The organism is Lentzea sp. NPDC054927, assembly GCF_053610285.1.
In genome coordinates, this window is sequence record NZ_JBSGXZ010000011.1 from 29,776 (window position 1) to 51,193 (window position 21,418).

1 protein-coding gene is annotated in these 21,418 nt (G+C 69.7%); it reads left to right on the plus strand.

Annotated features, from left to right (window positions below):
* Positions 1–17: 17 nt before the first annotated feature.
* Positions 18–21,413 (plus strand): glycosyltransferase, encoded by a 21,396-nt coding sequence (locus ACWGE0_RS18595; protein WP_452262116.1) that lies wholly within the window; start codon positions 18–20, stop codon positions 21,411–21,413.
* The last annotated feature ends 5 nt before the right edge of the window (positions 21,414–21,418 follow it).

A 21,418-nucleotide genomic window follows, 5' to 3' on the forward strand; every position in this document is an offset into this window, starting at 1 on the left:
CTGGAGAATCGCCGCTCATGGCCAAGGGGAACGTCAATCCCAACCCGTCGCCGAATCCCAACCCGGCGCCGAATCCGACGCCGTCCCCTTCGCCCACGGGCACCGGAGGCGGCGGACCGACGGGCAACAGCGGTTACTCCATGAACGACTCCTCGATGCAGGGGTTGCAGAACAAGGCGGGTGACCTGGGGTCCCGGCTGTCGAGCATTTCCAGCGGCCTGCGCGGCCTGAACTTCAGCGGCAACGCGCTCGGCCCGATCGGCCTGTTCGCGGTGCCGGCGCTGAACGCGTCCAACGACAACGCCGTCTCGCAGGCGGACAAGGGCGCCAAGGCGTTCACGGACGTCCAGTCCAATCTGAAGGCCACGCAGCAGACGTCGACCAACACGGACTCGGGCCAGGGCACGAAGTTCGGCGGCGTCGACACCACGACCAACGCCAAGCCGCCACCCGGCGCCGCCAATCCGAACACCAACCTCAACTCGCAGGGCAACAAGGTCACCGGGCCGGGCTCGATCAACGGCGGCGGCGTCAACGCCCCTGGACTCAACGCCCAGGGCGGCAACAAGGCCACCGGACCGACGGCGGTCAAGGGCGGCGGCGTGAACACCCCAGGGCTCAACGCCCAGGGCGGCAACAAGGCCACCGGACCCACCGCGGTCAAGGGCGGTGGCGTCAACACCCCGGGACTCAACGCCCAGGGCGGTCCCTCCGTCGGCGCCACGCCGAACGTCAAGGGCGGCGCCGGTTCCATCGACGGCCGGCTCAACGCCCAGGGCGGTCCTTCGGTCGGCACCACACCGAACGTCAAGGGCGGTGCGGGCCCCGTCGGCGGCGGCCTCAACGCTCCCGGCGGCCCCTCGGTCGGCGCGACGCCCAACGTCAAGGGCGGCGCGAACCCGGCAGGCGGTGGCCTCAAGGGCGGTCCCGGCGGTCCCGCGGTCGGTGCCACGCCGAACGTCAAGGGCGGTGCCGGCCCCGTCGGCACCGGTGGCGTGAAGTCGCCGGGCGGTCCCGGTGTGGTGGCACCCCCGGTGGTCGGCGGCGCCACGCCCGGCGGTTCCCCCAGGCCCGGCAGCACGCCCGGTGGCGGCGGCAAAGTCGGCGGCGTCCCCACCGTTCCCGGCGGCGCCACCCCCGGCGCCGGTTCGCCCAAGCCCGGCAGCACCCCCGGTGGCGGCGGCAAGGTCGGCGGCGTGCCGACCGTGCCCGGCAGCACCACTGCTCCAGGTTCCGGCGGCAAGGCCGGTGTGACGCCTCCCGGCCCGCAGAGCGCCGTGACGTCCCCCTCGACCGGCGGCTCGCGCGGCGCCACGCCTCCCGGCATGTCGCCGGGCATGGCCCCGCCGATGGCCCCCGGCACCCCCGGCGCCACCGGTGGCGACCGCGGCGGCAGCAAGTTCGGCACGGGCGGCGGCAAGGGCGTGTTCGACGCGCCCAAGCCCCCCACGCCCGACAGCACCATCAACAAGGCGCCCGGCTCCTCGCCCTCCACCCCGCCACCGGCCCCGAAGCCGACCGTCCCCGCTCCGGGCTCTCCGACTCCAGGCTCTCCGACGCCGGGTTCTCAATCGCCAGGTTCGGCCGGCGGTGCCAACACGCCCAAGCCAGGCGTCCCCGGCACCTCAGCGCCCGCGACGCCCACCACCCCGGGCTCGCAGAGCGCGGTCACCTCACCGTCGACGGGCGCCCCACGCGGTGGCCTCACCCCCGGCGTCACGCCACCGGTCTCGGCAGCCCCAGGCGCAGCGGCCCCACCCATGGCCCCAGGCGCAGGCGCCACCCCCACAGCCACCGGCGGCGAACGCGGCGGCAGCAAGTTCGGCACGGGCCCAGGCAAGGGCGTGTTCGACGCCCCCAAGCCCCCCACCCCCGACAACACCATCAACCGCGCACCGGGCTCCTCCCCCTCCACCCCACCGCCGGCCCCGAAGCCAACCCCGCTCACGCCCCCGCCGTCGTCCACACCGCCGCCGGCAACCTCCCCGAACCAGAACACCCAGTCCCCCAACCCCAATACCGCCCCGCCGGCCCAGTCACGCCCAGCCCCGACCGCGCCACCGCTCAACACACCGGGCACCAACACCCCCGGCACGAACACGCCGCCGCCCAACGCGAACACGGCACCACCCACCCAGTCACGCCCGGCGCCCGCCGCACCGCCGGTGAACGCGCCGTCTCCCGCGCCGAACGTCAACGCGCCCTCGACGAACGCGCCGTCGCCGAGGTCGGACACCGCACCGTCCACGCAGACGCCCAAGGCCGACACGGCACCACCCGCCCAGTCACGCCCGGCGCCCGCCGCACCGCCGGTGAACGCGCCGTCCCCCGCACCGAACGTCAACACGCCCAGCGTGAACTCTCCGACCCCCACCCCGTCGACGAACGCACCCTCGACCAACGCGCCATCGACGAACGTCCCGCCCGCGAACACGCCGTCGCCGCGGCCGGACACGAACACCCCGCCGCCCGCGCAGCCCAAGGCCGACACGCCGCCGCCCGCGCAGTCACGGCCCGCGCCGAACGTGCCGCCGGTCAACGCCCCGTCGCCCACGCCGAACGTGCCACCGGTCAACGCGCCAAGCACCAACACGCCCTCGGTCAACACGCCCTCGGTCAACACGCCGCCGGTCAACACGCCGCCGCCGACTCCCAACACCCCACCGGCCAACGTGCCGTCGCCGCGGCCGGAAGCCAACGTTCCCCCGGCGAACACGCCTTCGCCGAACCCGAACGTCAACACTCCGTCCCCGCGGCCGGAGACCAACGTTCCCTCGCCCAACCCGGCGGCGAACGTTCCCCCGGCCAACACGCCCTCGCCGAACCCGGCGACGAACGTGCCGCCGGCGAACTCGCCGAACACCAACACCCCGCCGGCCAACGCGCCCAAGCCGGACACCAACACTCCGCCGGTTCAGACGAGGCCCACGCCGGACACGAACACCCCGCCGCCCGCGCAGACGCGCCCGGCCCCGGCCCCGCCCGTCAACGTTCCGCCCGCGAACGTTCCCCCGGCCAACGTCCCGCCCGCGAACGTTCCCCCGGCCAACGTCCCGCCCGCGAACGTTCCCCCGGCCAACGTCCCGCCCGCGAACACGCCGAACCCGAACACGCCACCGGTCAACACCCCGCCCGTCAACGTGCCCGGCTCCAACGTGCCCGGCACCGACGTGCCGCCCACCAACGCGCCCAACCCCGCCGACTCCGGCGCCAAGACGCGGCCGGCGCCTGGGCCGAACACCAACGTGCCGCCGGCAGCCGTGGCGCCCAGCCCCAACACCACGACGAACCCCAACGCCGCGCCCGACCTCGTCGTCGCGCCGCCGGTCGTCACTCCGGGGCCGAACACCAACTCGAACGCCAACACCGACGTGAACACTCGGCCCGCGCCCGGTGTGGTCACGCGGTCGAACCCGGCGTCGTCGAGCTACCAGGCACAGCCGCGTCCGGACGGCGGCAAGGGCAAGAAGCGCGCGGCGATCAAGAAGTACCTGGGCATCAACTTCATCAAGGGCCTGTTCAACAAGCCGCCGGCGACCCCGGCGCCCGCACCAGCCCCGAACACGAACACCACCTCCAACCAGAACACGACTCCCCAGGACCCGTGGGTCGGGCTGGTGGGCAAGGGCGCCAACCCCAACGGAGTCGACCTCGACACTCTCAAGTCGCACGTCGACACGGCCGTCAACGACGGCAAGCCCGGCAAGGCGCGCGTCCTCATCAACCGCATCACGGACCCGGACGTGAAGGCCGAGCTGCAGCAGCAGTACGACCAGTCCGTCCAGAACAAGGGCGACGCGGGCAAGGTCGAGGTGCCGAAGCAACTGCACTTCGCCTGGTTCGGCAACACCCCCAGCCCGGCCGCCGTGCAGGGCATGAAGGAGTGGGGCGCCAAGGTCGGGGAGAACAACGGCAAGAACGCCGACCCCAACCAGCAGTGGAAAGCCACCCTCTGGACCGACAACTCCAGTGCCGAGTGGGACCCGGCCGTCGTCAAGGAGCTCAAGGACGCCGGCATCGACATCAAGACGGACACGCCGCAGCTGGTCAACGAGCTGTCCAACGACGTCGAGAGCCGCACGGACACCAACACGACGATCAACGACGTGTACGCGGCCGCGCAGAACCCGGACGCCAAGGCCTACAACCTGGCGGCGGACATCGCGCGGTATGCCGTGTTGTCCAAGAACGGTGGCGTGTACGTCGACGTCGACATCCGGCCCGGCGCGGTGTCGCTGGACACCATCGGCGACATGAAGATGCAACCGACGGACGTGCCGCTGTTCGCGCCGCGGTTGCGTGACCAGAACAGCGTCAACGACACGCTGAAGGGTGAGACGGACGTCGCGCCCGGCACCGAGCTCGACACGGCCGCGGACATCCAGTACGGCAAGGGCGAGCTGAACAACAACTTCATCGTCGCGCCGCCGAACAACGACTTCATCAACACGTTCGCCGACATCATCCCGCAGAAGTTCGAGGGCCTGCAGAGCTACAACATGCCGCCCCAGAAGTTCAACGAGGAGCTGAAGGCGCAGGCACCGGACATCTCCGGGCCGAACGTGCTCGTCGACGGCGGGTTGCCGCCGAGGACCGGTGTCATCAGCCAGTTCACGATGAACCCGGACAACCACGGCCTCAAGGTCGAGCCCGGCGTCTCCTACCTGCCACCGCAGATCCCGCTGGTCGAGAAGACCGACTTCAACTCGCTGTTCGACCCGGACGTCAAGAACAAGTGGACCGGCCTCGAGTGGGTCACGCCGGAGAGCGAGAGCCAGCTCGACTCCGACCACAAGCCCGGCACGGACGACAACGACAAGCCCGGTCCGAGCAACACCAAGGACGGCGACACCAGGGACGGCAACAGCAAGGACAGCGGCGGCAAGGACAGCGGCAAAGACGGGAACGCCAAGGACGGCAACCAGGACAGCAGCCGTTCCGCGCCCAGCAAGGACACCCCGCCGCCGCCCCCGCCCGCCCCGAACGACAACTCCGACTCCGACGGCAACTCCGATGCCGGCTCCGACGCCGACTCCGACGTCGAGTCGAACATCGACCCCGAGATCGACCCAGCGGTAGTCGCCGAGGTCAAGAGCCAGGTCAACGACCTCACCGCCGACGCCATGCAGAACGCCGGTCCGAAGGTCAAGGACGTCGAGGCGTTGCTGCAGAACAACCCCGACAAGTTCGTCTACAACGACGCCGGCCTGGACCTGCTGGGCGCCTCGGTCGTGCTCGACACCAAGACGCCGGAGATCGCCGCGCTGATCGAGCAGCACGGCGCGAAGAACGTCGCGGAGGCGTTCCGGCAGCAGTTCAACCGCCCGATCATCGAAGCCACCCAGATCGAGGCCTTCAACGATCCCAAGAACGGCCCGCAGAACTTCGACAACTGGGCGAAGCAGCTCTGGGGCACGATCGACAACACCCCCAAGTACAACGACCCCAACACCCTCGCGTCGGAGATCTTCGACCACGAGAAGGGCTACAACCGGGCAACCAACTTCGCCCAGGAGGCCCAGGTCGCCGGCATCATGGACGGCCCGACGCTCGACGAGTCGATCACCGGCAACCCGCCGACCGGCACTGATCCGACCACCCAGGCGATGTGGACGTTCCAGGTCCTGGGCGACGCGGGCATCATCTCGAAGGACGGCAGCACCAACGCCACGGACTTCACGGCGGCCGTCAACGACAACAAGGCCGCCCTCGAAACGGCGCTCGGTGTCGAGCTCGACGACGCGAAGATCACCGAACTGCGCAACGAGCTCGTCGACTACTCGATGCTCGACGACACCGCCGATGCCGACACGGACACCAACACGGCCGCGGACACCACCGCGCAGAACAACCCCGGCGGCGACACCCGTTCCGCGCCCACCAGGGACGCCCCGCCGGCACCGCCCGCTCCCCCCGCGCCGCCCGCCCCGGACACCAGCACGAACACCGACGCGCCGAAGCAGGTCAAGAGCGGTGGCGCGCCGCCGAAGATGACCCCGCCGACCCCGGAATCCCACCAGGGCAAGGACGTCATCACCGACGAGTCGTGGCGGCACGACCCGGCCAAGACCTCCGACTGGTCCACGCCGAACAACCCGGCCGACCGCAGCACCTGGGCCGACCGCCGCAACGACACCGACGTCCGGACCGTCGACGTCACCGTCCACGACGTCCGCACGGACAGCACGCCGTCGGACATCAAGTCCTACCAAGGACTCATCAACTACGACCTGCGCCGGATCGAGACCAGCCCCGGCAACTTCGTGCAGGAGTACACCGTCAAGGTGCACGTCGACCCTGCCACGAACGCGGACCCGGACGCGATCGCACAGGTCAAGGCGAACGCCACCAACGGCGTCAACTCGTTGCTGAACCAGGGTTTCCGGCTCCCGAGCGGTGACCAGTTCCACCTCAACCTCGAGTTCACCGAGAACGCGGCGGACGCCCACACGACCATCAAGGTCGACCCGGACAACCCCAACGTCGACCAGACGCACTGGAACCCCGACACCAGTCCCGAGGTCCTCGCGCACGAAACGCTGCACTACCTCGGCATCCCCGACGAGTACAGCGACTCGAGCCGCGTCTTCCAGCAGCACGACACCAACACCGGCGTCCACCAGAACGACGGCGGCATGATGGGCGCCGACGTCCACCTGCCCGACCCCGGTGTCCGGCCGCGTCACCTGTGGCTGATCGAACGCACCGCCAACAGCCAGGTGATGGTGCCCGACACCACCATCAACCCGCCCGGCCCGGCCACCGTGCCGCCGCCCGCGACCACGAACACCGGCGCGACGGCGAACCCGGCACCCAGCACCACGCCGAACTCCGACACGACGCCGAACGCGACGCCCGACACCGACAGCAGGCCCGCGCCGAAGCGCGACGCCCCGGAGTCCGACTCCGACAGCGACGTCGAGGCGAAACCCGAGCCGACCACCAAGAAGCCCAAGAACTACGGGGCGCCGTTCGACCCGAACGACATCGCCGGCCCCAGCAACCCCGGCCCGTCCACTGTGGACACCGACACCGCGATGGACGTCGACCAGCCGTCGACCGACCAGAACGTGGACACCGGCGATGTCGACATGGACTCCCAGAACGATGGCGCCCAGAACGACAGTCAGCTCGACGACCTCGCGAACACGTTCAACGACCTGTCGCTGGGCGACGTGGGCTTCCAGTACAACCAGTCGTTCGCGAACCTGGCGAGCGGCCCGATCGACCTGCCCACCAAGGACAACTACCTCGCCAAGCTCAAGGAGAGCGTCGAGGCGGACAAGCCCCCGTCGTTCGTGGTCAACATGATCGTGAGCCACGGCGAGCTGGGCAAGATCAACGACGTCATCAACTCGATCACCGCGGACGCCGGGCCTCTCGGCAAGGACATGGTGTTCGTGGTCGGCGTGAACGGCCCCAACGGGTCGGACGTCGCGATGAACGCCAACATCGAGACGGCGAACAACGCCGTGGCGGGCCGGAAAGAGCCGATCGCGCTGGTGCCGCTGCCGACGTTCGACCCCAAGCCGGGGTTCCCGTTCGGCACGATGCGCAACGACACGATGCACAGCCCTGCCACGACGTTCGCCATCGGCGCGATGAACGGCAAGGGCACGCACCCGTACATCGCGTTCCAGGACTTCGACACCGGCTCGCGCCAGGTGACCGGTGGCCAGAAGGACATCTTCAACCACGTCAAGGACTCGCTGAACTCCGACGCCGGCCCGATCCGCCCGCTGCTGTACTCGGGCGGCTACCGCGTGGGTGACCCTGCGGCGCTCGTCACGGACACCCAGGCGCGGATCGACAAGGAACGGGCCCAGGTCACCAACGACCCCAAGCTCAAGCCGGAAGACAAGGCCGCGGCCCTCCGAGAGCTGGACGTCGCGCAGCAGCAGATCCAGAAGCCGGACTTCGCCGAGAAGTTCCAGCAGGCCATGAGCGACGACATGGACGCGCGCAGCCGCCAGAAGGACTCGGCGCCGCTGCTGCCGTACTCGCCGGAGCCCAACCTGTTCCTGGACGGGAACGTCGCGGTCGTCGGCCCCGACGTGAAGTTCAGCAAGGACGCCAACGAGTTCGGCGGTCTCAGCCAGTCGATCAACAAGTTCGCCGGCAACGAGATCGCGGACATCCACCAGAACCAGCTCCCGCCGCCCCCGAAGCCGAACGAGTCCCTCGCCGACGCCAAGGCCAAGCTGGAAGCCGACATCAGGGCCAACGGCGGCAACCCGAGCCCGGCCCAGGTCAAGACCCTGGAGTCGCTCGACGCCGGGATCAAGAAGGCCGAGCAGGACATCGCGCGGGTCAAGGCCGAGGTCGAGGCCCAGGTCAAGCAGGCCAACCCCAACGCGCCCCAGTCCGACGTCGACGCCATCGTCGAGCAGTCGATCAACAAGAGCACGATCGACTCCGGCATCGACGTCGACCTGAAGAACAACCGCAACCCCTACCGCGGCGAGAACTTCACCAGCGACTTCGTCAACGGCGCGGTGGGCACCGACCTGTCCCGCCTCGCGCTCGGTTTCGCGAAGACCGAGGGCAAGGCGTGGCCGCAGTCGCACGTCGCGCTCACCTCGGTGACGAGCCGCATGTACGGCAGCACCCCGGACCCGACGACCGGCAAGGTGGACCCCAAGGCGGACCGGGCGGCCAAGGCCGACGTGTCCGGCGCGAAGATCCGCGACGAGTTCGCCGACAAGAAGCCCAAGGCGGACGGCACGCCGAACCCGTCGAACAAGCCGCACAGCCAGCGGGAACCCCAGCAGGTCACCACGCACGAGTACAGCTACGACCCCAACACCGGTGTCCACACGCACACCGGGTCGCAGGGCGGCTGGAACCCGTCGGACGCCGACGCGAAGAAGCTCGGCACGCAGGACAAGAACACCCTCAACCCGGCGGTCTCCGCGCCGGTCGCGGGGCACGGGCACATGGGCATCGATCCGGCGGCCAAGCAGGAGAAGATGGCCGCGATGCTCAACCTGGCGTTGTCGACCAACCCGAACAACGTCACCCGCACGTTCGGCACCCTGGAGCACGGCGTCCTGCCGATCGCGGCGGACCCGAGGCCGGACGGCATGTTCAAGGCCGTGCACGACGCCATGGTCAAGGACGCCGGCACCACCCCGTCCACGTCCAAGAAGGGCAAGGGCAAGGCCGCTCCGGAGATCAAGTCGCCGAGCGACCTGCGCGCCGGCGCAGTGCAGAAGGGGTCGATCGCATCACCCGCGATCACCAAGCAGATCGCGAACTTCCGCCAGGAGCACGGCCTCGAGAACGGTCACGTGGTCAACGCGCTGATCGAGCCCGGCCCGGCACCGAAGACCGACCTCCCGGCGAGCTTCAAGCCGGGGACCGGCGACGTGAACGTCGACAACACCGGCACGCCCGGCACCGAGCTGTCGCCCGACGAGCGCGCCGCGCAGAACCAGCAGGACGCGGCCGGCAAGCAGGCGGACAACGCCAAGGCGGCCAAGGCAGAGGAACTCGCGGCGAAGCTGCTCGCGACCGAGATCGGCCGGCCGCTGAAGATCCACGGCCCCGACGGCGTCAAGACGATCGAGCCGTTCTACGAGCCGAGGCCGGAGACCAACTCGAAGTCCAAGCCGTCGGACCTCAAGAAGGCGGAGAAGTGGGCGCCGCCGACGTTCCCGCCTCCGCTGGAGCTCGACGCGCGGCCGAACCCCAACGGCAAGACGACCTACACCCCGCACGACCTGGGTCAGGGCCCGTCGCACCGCGCCGCGCCGCCCGCACCCGACACCCGCCCGGCACCGCCCGCACCGGACACGCAACCGCGGTCTGCGCCCGACAGCGACACGCGTCCGGCACCGCCCGCGCCTGACACGCAGACGCGGTCCACGCCCGACGCCGACACGCGTCCGGCACCGGAACCCCAGACGCGCCCCGCACCGCCGAGGCAGACGCCGAACCCGGTCATCCCGATGACCACGCTGGCCCCGCAGCCCGTGGGCCAGTTGCCGGACACGAACCTGCCGAAGTTCTTCCAGGACAACAAGGCGCTGGGTTCGATCACGCCGACGGACGTGCGCGGCGCGGACGCGGTCGTGGGCGAGATCCAGGGCCTGAAGCCGGACGACCAGGCGCGCATCAAGAACGCGCTGGAGAACGACTTCGAGACGTTCCTCGACGGTGGCCGCAACTTCCAGGTGAAGATCGGCAACGCCTGGTTCGAGGCGAACATCCGCGCGGAGATGCACGCGGACACCACCACGGCCGTCACCGACGCGCCGGACACCAAGGTGGACAAGAACTTCCAGGCCGCCGCGGCCTCCACCACCACGAACACCATCGCCACGTCCAACGACGTCGGCGGTTCGGCGACGGCCGGTGTCGCGATGGGCCCGTACGGCTCGCTGGGCGGCAAGGCCGCGCTCGCGACGCCCGCGGTGTCGCAGTCGACCACGAACAGCACCACCGAGCAGCGCGCGATCAAGTCGTCGGACGACGGCTCCAAGAAGATCACCACGCCCGTCGACTTCTCGATCATCGTCACCAACGCCGCCGGCAACCCCACGCAGTTCGCCACGAAGAGCGGCGACGTCACGCTGCAGGTCCCGACGGACCTCAGCAAGATCGTCAACTCCGGCAGGACCTCCGACGTGGTCACGCCGACGGACGCGGCCTGGGGCACGAAGGTCGAGAACGCCGTGCCGGAAGCCGTGGTGGTCAAGAACTCCGGGAAGGCGTTCTCCGAAGTCGCGGAGAAGCTGCACCCGTCCATCACGAAGGTCGGTTCGCCCGGCCGCGAGGTGCTGCAGAACTTCCTCAGCCCCACCTCGATCCGCAACAACCTTCCCGCCATGCTCGGCGGGTTCGTCACCTCGCCCGACCTGACCAGCCCGCACGCGAGCAAGGGCGGCGCGGTGCAGATGACCGCGACGCTGAAGGACGCGAAGCTGGTCGGCACGCACGACACCGCCGCGCTGGACCTGAAGGACACCTCTGCCTGGGGCAGCAGTGTGTCCGCGACCACCAAGACCGGTTTCGACGTCACCGCCGGGTTCGGCGGCAACCTCGGCGTGCCGGGCAAGGCCGGCGGCACGGTCGGCGCCACCGCCACCTACTCCGCGCGCACCGCGGAGGGCGTGAGCGCGGGGTCGAGCAGCAGCCACAAGACCGGTATCGGCGTCAAGAACGAGACCGGCCTGTACGAGGTCACCGCCGAGGTCGAGGTGCGCACCCCGTCCGGCGAGAACGTCAAGGTCGAAGTGACCACGCACATGCGCATGGGCCTGCACGAGGCCGGCGCGGTCGGGCTGCCCACCCCGGACGGCACCAGGAACACCACCACCGACCCGGCCACCGCGGACACCAAGTACCTGCCGCCCTACCTCGCCGACACGCTCGCCGCCGGCAACGCCAAGGTCGGCGAGTTCGTGCCGGCCACCAAGGTGCAGAGCCAGGTCGAGGGCGCGCTGAAGGACCTGCCCGGCATGGGCAAGTTCCTGCCGAAGTGGAACAACCCGGACGCGAATCCGCGCAGCGGCAAGGGCCAGAGCTTCGGTGACGTGGCCGAGCAGCTCGCGAACCAGCGCAAGCTGACCGCGAACCTGTCCCCCGCCGCCTTGAAGGCGAACATGGACAGCCTGCTCGGGCCGGGCGTCCAGGTGCAGCTGAAGAACACCGGCAAGACCACGAACACCTACGTCAACGTCACGGTCAAGGCGAAAGTCAGCAACCCGAAGCACCTCGGCCAGGCCGACGCGCGCCCGGTCAGCGACTCGACCACCACCGGCCCCAAGCTCGACGCCAACACCAGCACCACCAAGGGCTGGACCGGCGGCGTCCAGGGCCGCGCGAACATCCCGGTCAAGACGGGGATCGCCTCGCTCAGCCCGTCCCCCCAGGCCGGTGTGTCCTACAACCACTCCTGGACGGACAAGACCTCGGCAGGACCGGCCGTCTCGGCCACCTCGTCGAACCCCGGCAGCACGGACGCCCAGGTGTTCCAGCAGGACGTGGAGTTCGAGGTGGAGATCACCTCGTTCACCCGGCCGCGCACCTGGGTGCGCAACATCGTGCCCGGCGCGCCCGGTTTCCACTCACCGGAGGTGAAGACCGTCGCCAAGACCGGCGCCGGTCTGGACAAGATCGACGGCAAGGTCAACCTGTGGGTGTCGGACGGCTCGACGCTCAAGGACAACCCTGGCGACGGCTTCAAGCCCGGTGACCCGCAGCCGACGAAGATCGACAACTCGCCGACCGTCAAGGACCTGCTGAACCCGAAGGAAGCCCGGCCGAAGTCGCCGGAGTTCCTGCACGTGGAAGCCGTCGCGAACACGACGGCGTTGCGGGACCAGGCGATCGACGCGCTCAACCGCGCGGCCAACGGCGACTCGGCGCTCACCACGCCGGGCACCGCCTCACGCGCCCAGATCGACAAGATGTTCACCCCGGAGAACATCAAGGCGAACCTGCAGCGGCTCATCGAGACCGGCGTGCAGGAGCAGGGCCTCAAGTACGACCGCCGCGTCACCGACCGCTCCGGCGCCATCGGCATGTCGGTGAAGCTGGGCGACGCGAAGCTGGTGTCCATTTCGGACACCACCGGCGCGGACAACTCGGTCAGCGGTGGCTACAAGGCCGGTGAGTCGTCCTCGACCAGCCGGTCGGTCGACGTCACCGCCGGCATCAACGTGCCGGTGCGCCCGAACGTCACCCCGCCGCCCGCCGGTACGCCGTCCCAGACCAGTGGCGCCGGCGGTGCCGCGGCCACGGCCAAGTGGACGCCGTGGTCGGACACCAAGACCGAGTCGAACGAGATCGGCGGCAACGTCGACCGCGGCAAGACCACCCCCGGTGACGCGCGGACCGTGCTGATCCAGATCGACGCCGAGTTCACCATCGTCGGCGAGAGCCGGGCCGGGAACTTCGTGCACGGCGGCACGCCGAACGCCGAGGGCGTCACGGTGAACATGCCGAAGTCCGTGTTCGTGCGGGTGTCCGAGGACGTCGCGCGGGAGCTGGGCGCGCTGCCCAAGGTGGCGCCGAACGTGCCCAAGCCGGACTTCCCGAAGATGGCGCCGCCGTCGACCGTGGCGGTCGGCGAACCCGGTGCACTGGGTCTGTCCACTGTGGAGTCCGTCCCGAACCTGTCCGGTGTGGTCAACGACCTCACCACCAAGCTCGCCACGAACACCAAGAAGATCGGCAGCGACGCGCTGATCCCGGACTCGGTGCTCAAGGACTCGATGAGCAACCTGCAGCGCATCGTCGACCTCAACTCGCCCACGAGCGTGAAGGCGATGATCGACAGCGCGCTGGACGGCGGTGTGCCGCTGCTGGTGCACCAGCCCGGCACGTTCGGCAAGGACTCGTACCAGGTCACGTTGCGGGCGAAGACGGGCGAGCCGAAGTTCGACCAGGTCGTCAACGACGGCGTCGAAATGAGCCACAACTCCGGCGGCTCCCGCAAGGAGAGCGAGGGCCTCGGCCGCGGCTCCGGCTGGGGCGCCGGCCTGCGGGCTCCGGGGCTGGCCTCGCCCGGCAGCGCGAACCCGAACGTCTCGGGTACCGCGGGGGTCAGCGCGGGCGTGAACATCGGGCAGTCCACGAGCAGCTCGGTCACGACCTCGACCAGCGAGGCGTTCAGCAACAGCCGGACGGCGAGCGGGCCGGCGGCGCAGTACACCGTGCCGGTCGAGTTCGAGCTCGTCGTCGAAAAGGGCTCGAAGGAGATCGCGAAGGCCGAGAGCGGTCAGCAGGAGATGGTGGTCCGCACGCACGCGGACAACCAGAAGGTCTCCCAGCCGACGTCCGGTCGCGGCAACCCGCAGCCGTACATGTCCGCGGCGAGCAAGCGCGGCAGCGAGCTCGGCACTCCGGCGGCGACGTTCGCCTTCCAGCAGGACACCCGTGCCTCGCAGCTGCCGCCGACCGCGTCGGTGGAGAACCTGCGTGGCGCCAACGACCTCCGTGACGCCGCGGTGAAGGCGATGACAGAGGCGGGCGCGGGCAAGGGCCTCACCGGCAAGGGCACCGGCTCGTTGAACAGCCTGCTCTCCACGCTCAGCCCGGAGAACCTGCAGCCGCACCTGCCTTCCATGCTGTCCGGCCCGCTCGACGTGCCGGGTCTCAAGGAGGCCGCGCTGACGTTCGGCCAGGACGCCGACGTCAAGGTCTACGCGAAGCTCGTCAACCCGCGGCTGGGGTCGCTGAGCGACGACGTCAAGATCGAGACCCCGCTGACCACGAAGACCACCGAGACCTCCAGCGAGGCCAAGGTGTCCGAGACCGCCGACGTGTCGGTCGGTCTCGCGCAGGGCAGCGCGGCGGTCAAGCAGAGCACCGACGCCAAGGACACCGTCAACTTCGGCACCGGCGGCGTCGAGCTGCGGCACGCGGGTGAGGACTCCTCCGGGGTGTCCGGCGGCCCTGCGCAGGCCCAGGGCGGAAACATCAAGCCCAAGGACCCGGCGCGCACCGGTCTCGTGCAGTACGACGTCGAGTACCGCATCGTCGCGACGGTCGGCGGCAAGACCGGCGTCGTCGACCTGACGGTGCCCGGTTCGGCCGGCGTGCGCATGCCCGCCACCGAGCTCGACGCGGCGCTGAAGCACGACCTCGGCGACTCGGTGAAGGACGCCCAGACCGAGGTCAAGAAGGCGGCCGACGACTGGCGGACGGCGGAGAAGGAAGTCGAGACGGCCCGCCACGAGGCGCAGGACGCCATCAACTCCTCCGCGGCCGTGCTGGCCAGGACCGACCAGGCGATCGGTGACGCCGCGACGGCGTTGAACACGGCCATCGACGCCCATCTGGACGCCGAGGCCAAGCTCCCGGCGCTGGACACGGCGTTCCAGCGCGCGTCCGCGGACGTGGCGAACACCCGTGCCACGATCCAGGAGCTCAACCCGCAGATCACCTCGCTCAGCCAGGACGCGCTGGCGAGCAAGGACGCGCTCGACGACGCCGAGATCAACGGCGCTCCGCAGGCCGAGCTGGACCGTCTCGGGCAGGAGGCCGACGCGGCGCACACCGCGCTGACCGACGCCCAGCAGCAGCTCACCGACGCCCACGCGGACCTCGACGTGCAGCGCAAGGCCGCCGCCGACGCCCGTGCCGAACTCCAGGCGCAGCAGAAGGTCGTCGCCGAGGCCGACGCCGCCCGCAACGCCGCCGAGGACGCGCACCAGAACCTCGCGGAGGAGCGGGCAGCGGCGGAGAAGGCGATCAAGGACGCGGAGACCAAGCTCGACGACGCCCGGCGCTCCGCGGACGCCAAGCAGCAGCAGTGGTGGGACGCGAAGGCCAAGGTGGACCGCGAGGTCGACGCCTTCAACACGGCCGCGCAGGCCCCGCCGCCCGTGCCGCCCAAGCCGGAGGCGTCGTCCAGCACGACGCCCGCGGACACCGCCACAGACACGACTGCGGACACAACTGCGGACACGACCACCAGCACGACCACGAACACCGCCCCGGACCTCGGCTCGAAGCCGCTGCCGCCTCTTCCGCCCGAGGCCTCGGTGGCGGAGACCAGCAGGAGCGGTACCGAAGCGAGCACGTCCCGCTCCGCTCCCCCGGCACCGCCCGCTCCCCCGGCGCCGAACAGCAACACCGACGCGCAGTCCAAGCAGGTGCGCAGTGGTGGCGCCCCGCCCGCGATGACCCCGCCGACCCCGGAATCCCACCGGGGCAAGGACGTCATCACCGACGAGTCGTGGCGGCACGACCCCGCGAGGACCGCGGACTGGTTCGCGCCCAGCGATCCGGCCGACCGCAGCACCTGGGCCGACCGCCGCGACGCCAAGAACGTCCGGACGGTCAACCAGGTCGTCCACGACGTCCGCACCACGAGCACGCCCACGAACATCAAGTCCTACAAGGGACTCATCAACTACGACCTGCGCCGCATCGAGACGAGCCCCGGCAAGTTCGTGCAGGAGTACACCGTCAAGGTGCACGTCGACCCTGCGAAGGGTGCCGACCCGAAGGCCGTCGAGCAGGTCAAGCAGGACGCCGCCAAGGGCGTGAACGACCTGCTGAACCAGGGCTACCGGTTGCCCAGCGGCGACCAGTTCCACCTGAACCTGGAGTTCACCGACAACAAGGCGGAGGCGCACACCACCGTCAAGGTCGACCCGAAGAACCCGAACGTCGACCAGACCCACTGGCAGCCCGGCACCAAGCCGGAGGTCCTCGCCCACGAGACGCTGCACTACCTCGGCATTCCGGACGAGTACAGCGACTCCTCACGCGTCTTCCAGCAGCACGACACGAACTCGGGCGTGCACAAGGACGACGGCGGCATGATGGGCGAAGACGTCCACCTCGACAACCCCGGTCTCCGTCCGCGGCACCTGTGGCTCGTCGAACGCACCGCCACCAGCCAGGTGATGGTCCCCGACACGAGGCTGGAGCCCGCGGGCCCGGCCACCGTGCCGCCGCCAGCGGGATGGACCCCGCCGTCGGACACGAAGACCAGTGCTGACACCAGGTCCGGCGCGCAGCAGAACTCGGACACGGACGTCGAGGGCGACACCCGGCCGATGAAGCGCGCGCACAACGCGGAGAGCGACACCGACGCTCCCCCGCTCGACGACCGCAAGACCAAGCGCAAGCCCGGCGCCCAGACGTGGGCCGAGCCCGGTCCGAGCAACGCCGGCACGTCGATGGACGTCGACTCCCAGGTCACCCCCATCACCGAGGTGCCGTCCATCGGCAAGGCGAACTTCACGTACAACCAGGCGTTCGCCGACCTGGTGAACGGCAGCAACCCCGAGCTGCCCACCAAGGACTCGTACATCGGCAAGCTCAAGGAGAGCGTCGAGGCGAACAAGCAGCCGTCGTTCGTCGTCAACATGATCGTCAGCCACGCGCAGCTCAACAAGGTCGACAACGACATCGCGGCCGTCGTCGAGAGCATCACGGCGGACGCGGGCGACCTGAAGAACAACATGGTCTTCGTGGTCGGCGTGAACGGCAAAGCAGCCGACAAGGCGGCCATCCAAGCCGCCATCGACACGGCCAACGCCACGATGGCGGGGCGGCCGGAGGCCGTCGCACTGGTGGCGCTGGACAACCCCGCGCCGACCGGCAAGACGGTGACCTTCCCCTACGGGACGATGCGCAACGAGACGATGACCGGCAACGCGACCAAGTACGCGGTCGGCGCGCTGCTGGACAAGGGTTCCCACCCGTACATCTCGATCCAGGACTTCGACACGGGCTCGCGCCTGGTGACCAGTGGGCAGAAGGACATCTTCAACCACTTCACCGACTCGATGAACACCGACGTCGGTCCCGTCCGGCCGCTGATGTTCGCGGGTGGCTACCGGGTCGACGACGTTCCCCAGTTCCTGCTGGACATCGACAGCCGCATCAAGGCGGAACAGAAGAAGCTCGACGCCGAGGTCCCGCTGCTGGACGCCGAGGCGAAGAAGCTCGAGCAGGGCAAGCCCGACCAGAAGAAGACCGAGGCGCTCAAGAAGAAGCAGAAGGCGCACGACGCCGAACAGGCCGCCCTGGACACGGCGAAGATCGAGGTCAAGAAGGACGACTTCGTCGACCGGTTCCACCAGGCCATGCACAACGACATGGACGCGCGAGTCCGGCAGTCCGCCACGAGCCCGCTGCTGCCGTACATGCCGGAGCCCAACCTGTTCGTCGACGCCGTCGTCCCGCTCGTCGACCCCAGCGTGAAGTTCAGCGACAACGCGGCCGAGTTCAACGGCCTCAGCCAGTCGATGAACACGTTCGCCGCGACCGAGATCGTCGAGATCAACAAGCACAAGTCGTTCGCCGACATCAGCCCCGAGACGAAGGCGAACCCGGAGGCGCTCAGGGCCGAGCTCCAGGAACGCATCCCGGACATCGCGTCCGGCTCGGACGTCGACGGTGCCACGAACCGCAATCCGTACCGCGGCGAGTCCTTCTCGACCGACTTCGTCGACGGCGCGGTGGGCACCGACCTGTCCCGGATCGGGCTGAGCTTCGCGAAGCAGGAAGGTGACGACTGGGCCCAGTCGCACATCAACTACGACACCGTGCCCGGCCGGTTCTTCGGCGGACCTCCCGGACAGGCGGACCGGGCGGCCAAGCAGGGCACGTCCCCCGCGAACATCCGCAACGAGTTCCAGGGCAAGGACCACCGGCAGCGCGAGCCCCAGCAGGTCAAGTACCACACCTACACCGACAGGGACCCCGAGACGGGCGTCCGGACGCACGTGTCCACCAAGGGCGGGTGGACCCCGTCGGACAAGGACGCGCGCAAGCTCGGCTGGCAGGACAAGAACACGCTCGACAAGAACGTCTCCGTCCCGCTGAAGGACGGATTCGGCTACTCGGGCATCGACCCCGCGGCGACGACCCAGCCTTCTGACACTGCCGATCCGTCCACCAGCTCGGACGCCCAGCCCACCAAGAAGAGCGGGAAGCAGCCCAAGAAGACCGCGGCCGAGAAGCGAGCGGAGACCGCGGCCAAGGAGGCGCTGCTGCCTCCGATCGACGGGCAGACCAAGCAGCACAAGATGGCCGCGATGCTCGACATGACGTTGTCGGACAACGACAGCAACGTCACCCGCATGCTCGGCACCCTCGATCGGGGTGTCCTGCCGATCGCCCTGGCCCCGCGGCAGGACGGTCTCTTCAACGCCGTCCACCAGGCCATGGGCAGCCCGGACGGCATGACGCCGGCCGACCTGCGCCAGGGTGCCGTGCGGCAGGGGTCGAAGGCCTCGTCCGAGGTCACCACGGACATCGCGCGCTTCCGGCAGCAGCACGACCTCGCGAACGGCCACCTGGTCGTCGCGCTGATCGAGCCGGCCTCGATCGAGCCGGAGAACCGGCCTGGTGCCGATGCCGTCGTCGTCGACAACACCGGCACGCCCGGCCAGGAGCTGACGGACGCCGAGCGCGACGCCCAGAACGAGGCCGACGCCGACGAGAAGGCGGAGGACAACGCGAAGGCGGCCAAGGCGGAGGAGCTGGCGGTCCGGCTGCTCGCGACCGAGATCGGCCGGCCGATCAGGGTCCACGGCCCCGGCTGGCCCGCCACGCCGATCCAGCCCTTCACCGGCGACGGCGCGGACGCCGACGTGCTCGACATCTCCGCGAGCCCGAACCCCAGCGGCAGGACCACCTTCGCCCCGTACGGCCGGTCTCACTCGACTGATGACGGCGGCCCCGGCCCGTCCACCCAGCTGGGGTCCGGCATGGCCGACCTGGCCATCGGCAGCGACGTCGACAGTGACATGGACAGTGACGTCGAAGGCGACTCGGACATGGACGTCGACGAGGACGACCAGACGCGGCCCGCGCCGCAGAAGCCGGCGTCGAACAAGCGCGGCAACGAGCACCTGGACGTGCACCAGGCCGGCGACCCCGTCAAGCGCACCCGCGAGGACCTCACCGAGCTGTCCATTGAGGACAACGACGTCGAGATGACCGGCCAGGAAGCCGAATCGGCCGAACTGGTCGAGCAGGTCGAGCTGGTCAACGAGAACGGCGTGCACAACGCGGCGTTCCAGAACCTGGCGAACGGCCGCACGCTCACCCCGATCACCGCGGCCAACTACCTCGACCGCACCCGCCAGAGCATCGCGAACAACGAGCCTCCGGCGTTCGTGGTCAGCATGATCGTCCGGGCGGGCGAGCTGGACCAGCTCGACGGCGTCATCAACGGCGTCATGGCCAACACCACCGACATGAACGGCCGGGTGGCGTTCGTGCTGGGCGTGAACGCCGCGACGCAGGAGGACATCGACACCGCGATCGCCGCCGCCGCTCCCGTGGTGAACGGCCACGCGGAACCGATCGCACTGGTGAGTGTTCCGCACGGGCCCAAGGGCTTCAAGTTCGGTGAGACGCGCAACAACACGTTGGGCAGCAACGCACACGAGTTCGCCGTGACCGCGTTGGCCGCCAACGGGACGCACCCGTACGTCTCGGTCATGGACTTCGACGCGGGCGACCGCAGAACGAGGCAGGGCGGACACGTCTTCGACCACGTCACGCAGCTCATGACCGCGGACGAGGTCGGCCCGGCCGACGGTCCCGACGTCCCGTCGCCGTTGCGGCCGTTGATGGTCGGCGGTGGCTACCGCGTAACCGTGACGCCGCAGCAGTTGCAGAACGACGTGCTGACGCGCATCGACAACGACACGAAGACATCGGACGCACAGAAGCAGGCCTACCGGGACAAGCTCGCCGAGGAGGGCTTCACCGAGCGGTTCGAGCACGCGATCAACGCGGACATGCACGCGCGCCGCAACCAGCAGGGCATCCACCCGTTGCTGCCCTACACGCCGGAACCGAACCTCTTCTTCGACGGACTCGTGCCCCTCGCGGACCCGTCGGTGAAGTTCGGCGAGGGCCAGGCGGAGTTCGGGCAGCTCGGCCAGTCGCTGAACAAGTTCTACGCCAAGGAACTGGCCAAGCTGCACACGCCGGCCGACCCGGCGCTGATGGAGGAAGCCACCCAACAGGCCCGTGTGGACGTTCAGAACAACCGGCACCCGGTGCGCGGTCAGGCGTTCACGACGGACTTCGTCGCGGGTGACACCGGCACCGACCTGTCCAGGATCGCCTACGGGCTGATCAAGGACGGCAAGCTGCCGCAGTCGCACACGGCGCTGCCGAACGTGTCCGAGCGGTTCCTGGACGGCAAGTCGGCGAAGGCGGGCACCAAGTTCGCGGACGAACGCGAGCGGCTCGCCAGCGGTCCGCACGCGACCGTCGAGCCGTTCCGCCAGCCCGCGCCAGGAGAGACCACGTCGACGTGGAACCCGCCGCGGAAGATGGAGACCCAGCTCGGCGCGCCGCAGAAGAACCGGATGAACCCGGCCGTCTCGGCGCCGATGCCCGCTCCGTTCGCCGACCAGCAGGCGGGTATCCAGAAGGACCAGAAGGTCGTCGCGGCGCACGGGCTGGTGGCGTCCGACCACGTCAGCAACACGCAGCGGCAACTGCGGTTCCTGAACGAGGACATCCTGGTCCGTCAGCCGGTGCCGCCGGTCACGACCAACGGTCTCTACGCCGCGGTCGGGCAGGCGCGGGGCATCGACCCGGCGACGCTGCGCCAGCAGGTGGTGGGCCTGGCAGCGACGCATCAGGCGGTGACCAGGGCCGTGGCCGACTGGACCGTCAGCAGGCCGATGCACCAGGGCCACATGAACGGCGCGCTGGTGGAGAACGCCAACTGGTACATGAAGCCGGACGCGGGCGAGAACACGGGCGCCGGCAACGCACGTGACCTGGTCGCGCACCTGATCGCGACGCAGCTCAGCGTCAACGTGCGGATCCACCAGGGCGGCGCCACCCCGGTGCTGATCCGGCCGATGGGTCCGCCGTTCGAGGAGACCGTCGACGTCGAGATGGTGATGGACGGCCGCCAGGTCACCTACCGCCCACGTCAGGGGCTACAGCCGGACGTGACGATGCATTAGCGTGA